Here is a 4,708-nt window from a genome sequence, read left to right on the forward strand (position 1 = left end):
ACACCAACAAACTTAGGGGAGCCCGCATGAGGATTGCGATGATCTCCGAACACGCCAGCCCGCTGGCCCACCTGGGGGGCGTCGACGCCGGCGGGCAGAACGTGCATGTCGCCGAGCTGTCGGCCGCGCTGGCGCGGCGGGGCCACGACGTGGTGGTTTTCACCCGCCGCGACGACCCCGACCTGCCCGACTGCGTCGAGACGGAGCACGGCTACTCGGTGGTGCATGTGCCCGCGGGTCCGGCCCGCGTGCTGCCCAAAGATCAACTGCTGCAATACATGTACGGCTTCGCCCATTTCCTGGCGGGGCATTGGCGGGCCCGACCGCCCGACGTGGCTCACGCCCACTTCTGGATGTCGGGGCTGGCCACCCAGCGCGCGGCGCGATCGCACCGGATCCCCACGGTGCAGACGTTCCACGCGCTGGGCCTGGTCAAGCGGCAACACCAGGGCACCGACGACACCAGCCCGGATTGCCGCATCGGGCTGGAGACCGTCGTCGCGCGCGGCGCCGACTGGGTGGCGGCCACCAGCACCGACGAAGTCTTCGAGCTTGTTCGCATGGGCCGTGCCCGCTCGCACACGTCGGTGGTGCCCTGCGGTGTGGACATCGACGCGTTCCACCCGGACGGGCCCGCCGCGTCGCGCGGGGTCCGGAAGCGGATCGTTTCGGTCGGACGCCTGGTGCCGCGCAAGGGTTTTGAGACGCTGATCCGGGCCATGCCGCGCATCCCCGGCGCCGAACTCGTGATCGTCGGCGGCCCGGCCCGCGCGGCCCTGCCCGGCGACCACGAGGCACGGCGGTTGCAACGGCTTGCCGATCAACTCGGTGTGGCCGACCGGGTGCGGCTGCTCGGCGGGATCACCCGCGGCGAGATGCCCGCCGTGCTGCGTTCGGCCGACGTGGTGGCCTGCACCCCGTGGTACGAGCCCTTCGGGATCGTGCCGCTCGAGGCGATGGCTTGCGGGGTGCCCGTGGCGGCCTCGGCGGTCGGCGGGATACGCGATACCGTCGTCGACGACGTGACGGGTCGCCTTGTGCCGCCGAAGGATTCCGCCGCACTGGCCGAGGCGGTCAACCCGCTCCTGGACGACGGTCGGCGGCGCGCCGCCATGGGCCGCGCGGGACGGGACCGCGCCCGGGCGCGCTACACCTGGGACCGCATCGCGACCGACACGGAGCGCGTCTACGAAAAGCTGGCACCGGTGCGGCGCGAGGTCAGCACGCTCAACAGCCGTTCCGGATAGCGCGATGGCTCAGGGCATTTTCACCGGATCGAAGATCGCCTCCGCACGCGCGGGGGCGGTGCGGCCCCTATCGCGGGCGGTCGTCACCGGGGGCGCCGGCTTTCTGGGCGTCCACCTGTGCGAGCGGTTGCTCGGAATGGGCGTGGAAGTCGTCAGCGTCGACGACCTGTCCACCAGCCCGCCGGGGGCGGCGTCGCGGTTGGCCGGGCGGACCGGTTATGAGTTTGTGCGGCAGGACATTTGCGATCCCGGCGCCGTCGACGTCCTCGGTGCGTCGTTCGACACCGTGTTCCACCTGGCGTCGCCCGCCTCGCCGATCGACTATCAGCGGATGCCGATCGCCACGCTGCTCGCCGGGTCGGCGGGCACCGCGACGGCGCTGGACATCGCCGAGCGCGCGGGGGCCCGGTTCGTGCTGGCCTCCACCAGCGAGGTCTACGGCGATCCCGAATCGCATCCGCAGCGCGAAACCTATTGGGGCAACGTGAATCCGGTGGGCCCACGCAGCATGTACGACGAGGCCAAGCGCTACGCGGAGGCGTTGACGTTCGCCTACCACCGGCTGGGCCGCGCCGACGTCGGCGTCGCGCGCATCTTCAACACCTACGGGCCGGGCATGCGTACCGATGACGGGCGGATGGTTCCGACGTTCTGTCGTCAGGCGCTGCGCGGGGAACCGCTGACGGTGTCCGGCACGGGACTGCAGACCCGCTCGCTGTGCTACGTCGACGACACCGTGGCCGGGCTGATCGCGCTGGCGCGCAGCGATTTCGCCGGGCCGGTGAACCTCGGCAATCCCATCGAACTGACGGTGCGCGCGGTGGCGGAGCTGATCCGCGAGCTGGCCGGCAGCACCTCCACGATCCAGCTCACCCCCGCGGCCGTCGACGACCCGCAACGCCGATGCCCGGACATCACCCTGGCGCGCCGGGAGTTGGGCTGGGAGCCGCGGATCGACTACCGCGCCGGGCTGAGCACCACCGTCCAATGGTTCCGCAGCACGGCCGACGACCCGCACCGGCGGGTCTCGGAGCCCGAGCGGTTGGCGCAATAGGGGGTAATGTGCGAATTCTCGGTGTCAATGCGGTATTCCACGATTCGGCCGCCGCCCTGGTGGTCGACGGCGAAGTGGTGGCGGCCGCCGAAGAAGAGCGGTTCTCGCGGCGCAAGCATGGCAAGCAGGCCGTGCCGTTCGCCACCTGGGAGCTGCCCACCTCGGCGATCCGCTGGTGCCTCGAGGCCGGCGGCCTGGCGCCGGAGGAGATCGACGCGGTCGGATACTCCTACGACCCGGCCCTGATGCACGAGCAGCCGATCGATCCCGCCGGGCTCGACCGGGACTGGGAGCACCTGCGCACCATGTATGCCGAACGCGCGCCGCGCTTCCTGGCTACTGCGGTGCCCGGGCTCAACCCCGCCGCGGTCTGCCACATCCGCCATCACGTCGCCCACGCGGCGTCGACCGCGCTGGCCTCGCCGCACCCCGATACGGCGGTGCTGGTGGTCGACGGTCGCGGCGAACGCACCTCGATGCTCGCCGGGGTGTACCGCGACCAGAAGCTCGACGTCCTGGCCTCCCAGGCGCTGCCGCACTCGCTGGGGTTGCTTTACGAAAGCCTTACGGAGCACCTGGGTTTCGCGCGTTCCAGCGACGAATACAAGGTGATGGCGATGGCCTCCTACGGCAGCCCGCGGTTCGCCGACGCGCTGCGCGAGCGGGTGTACGCCTGCGCCGACGGCGGGTTTCGCACCGAGCCGATCGACTGGGAGCGGCTTGCCCCCGCGCGCCGGCCCCATGAACCCGCACTCGATCCCGTGCACGCCGACCTGGCCTGCAGCGTGCAGCGCGTCGTCGAGGACGTGCTGCTCGACCTGGTGGCCTGGCTGCGCGACCGCACCGACGGCGACTCGCTGTGCCTGGCCGGCGGGGTGGCGCTGAATTGCGTTGCCAACACCCGCATCCACGCGGAGTCGGGCTTCGAGCGCGTCTGGGTTCAGCCGGCCGCCGGCGATTCCGGCACAGCGCTGGGAGCGGCGCTCAGCCTGGCCGCCGCGTTCGGCGAGCCGATCGCCCCGATGCCCACGGCGCAGCTGGGCCGCGGGTGGTCCGAGGAGCAGATCCGGACGACGCTCGACGACGCGGCCGTCGCCTACCAGCGCCCCACCAATCTGGCCGCGGCGATCGGCGACGCGCTGGCCGACAACCGGTTGGTGGGATGGTTCCAGGGGCGCGCCGAATTCGGGCCGCGGGCGCTCGGCGGCCGCTCGCTGCTGGCCGATCCGCGGCACGCCGCCAACCTGGAGCGCCTCAACGCGGTCAAAGGCCGCGAGCAATTCCGGCCGGTCGCTCCGATGGTGCTCGCGGAGCGGGCCGGCGAAATCTTTTCTCGCGGGCCGCTTCCCAGCCCCTACATGCTGTTCGTGCACGACGTCGCCGCCCACTGGCGAGAGCGCATCCCCGCGGTCACCCACGTCGACGGCACCGCGCGCATCCAAACCGTCGATGCGGACGCGGACCCGCGCCTGCACGCGACGATCAGTCGGTTCGCCGAGCGCACCGGGGTCCCGGTGGTGGTCAACACCAGCTTCAACACCGCCGGGCGCCCGATGGTCGACACCCCGCGCGACGCGCTCGAGGTCTTCGGCAGTTCCCCGATCGACGTGCTGGCCGTCGGCCCCTACCTGGTCTGGCGGCAGCGATGACGGCCGCCCAGCCGGACCACGCCATCGCATATGCCATCGTGGTGCCGACGGTGGGCCGGGAATCCTTGCGCCGCTTGCTGGTTGCGCTGCAGCGCGGCACCGGTCCGGCACCCGCCGAGGTGGTGCTGGTCGACGACCGGCCCGGCACGGCCACCGACCTTCCCGTCCCCACCGGCCTCCCGGTGCGGGTGCTGCGCAGCGGCGGGCGGGGCCCGGCGGCCGCCCGCAACACCGGGTGGCGCGCCACCGGCGCGCGCTGGGTGTGCTTCCTCGACGACGACGTGCTCCCGGACGCGCGGTGGACCTCGGCGTTGGCCGCCGACCTGCGGGCCGCCGAGGCAGCCGGCGCGGCCGGCTCCCAGGCGGTGATCGAGGTGCCGGCACCGGCCTCGCGCCCGCCCACCGACGACGAACGCCGAACCCTCCGGCTGGCCCAGGCGCGGTGGATCACCGCCGACATGGCGTTCCGCCGCGACATGCTGGTCGCTGTCGGCGGATTCGACGAGCGGTTCCCGCGCGCCTATCGCGAGGATTCCGATTTGGCGCTGCGGATCACCGAGGCCGGCGGGCGGATCGTGCGCGGCGAGCGTCGCTGCACCCATCCCGTCGCCCGGAGCACCTGGCGGTCGAGCGTGCGCGCGCAGGTCGGCAACCGAGACAACGCCCTGATGCGCCGCAAGCACGGCCGGTCCTGGCGGGCCAAGATCGGTGAGGGACCGGGCCGGATGCCGGCGCACCTCGCCACCACCGCGGCCGGC

Annotated in this window: 4 protein-coding genes; all 4 read left to right on the forward strand. The window is 72.4% G+C overall.

Features of this window, described 5'->3' with window-relative positions; translation table 11 throughout:
- The first annotated feature begins 26 nt into the window (after nucleotides 1-26).
- Nucleotides 27-1,247: a glycosyltransferase gene (locus N415_RS24005; RefSeq protein WP_068187400.1), complete on the forward strand. Its 1,221-nt coding sequence runs from the start codon at nucleotides 27-29 to the stop codon at nucleotides 1,245-1,247.
- Nucleotides 1,248-1,251: 4 nt separating this feature from the next.
- Nucleotides 1,252-2,301, forward strand: a complete 1,050-nt coding sequence (locus N415_RS24010; protein ID WP_068187402.1) for an NAD-dependent epimerase/dehydratase family protein — start codon at nucleotides 1,252-1,254, stop codon at nucleotides 2,299-2,301.
- 8 nt (nucleotides 2,302-2,309) lie between these two features.
- Nucleotides 2,310-3,950: a carbamoyltransferase C-terminal domain-containing protein gene (locus N415_RS24015; RefSeq protein WP_068187404.1), complete on the forward strand. Its 1,641-nt coding sequence runs from the start codon at nucleotides 2,310-2,312 to the stop codon at nucleotides 3,948-3,950.
- The coding region (locus tag N415_RS24020) for a glycosyltransferase (protein WP_152531547.1) at nucleotides 3,947-4,708 on the forward strand (762 nt) is incomplete at its 3' end. The genes N415_RS24015 and N415_RS24020, both read left to right, overlap by 4 nt.

This window comes from Mycobacterium sp. UM_CSW (assembly GCF_000455205.1).
In the GTDB taxonomy this organism is placed as follows: domain Bacteria; phylum Actinomycetota; class Actinomycetes; order Mycobacteriales; family Mycobacteriaceae; genus Mycobacterium.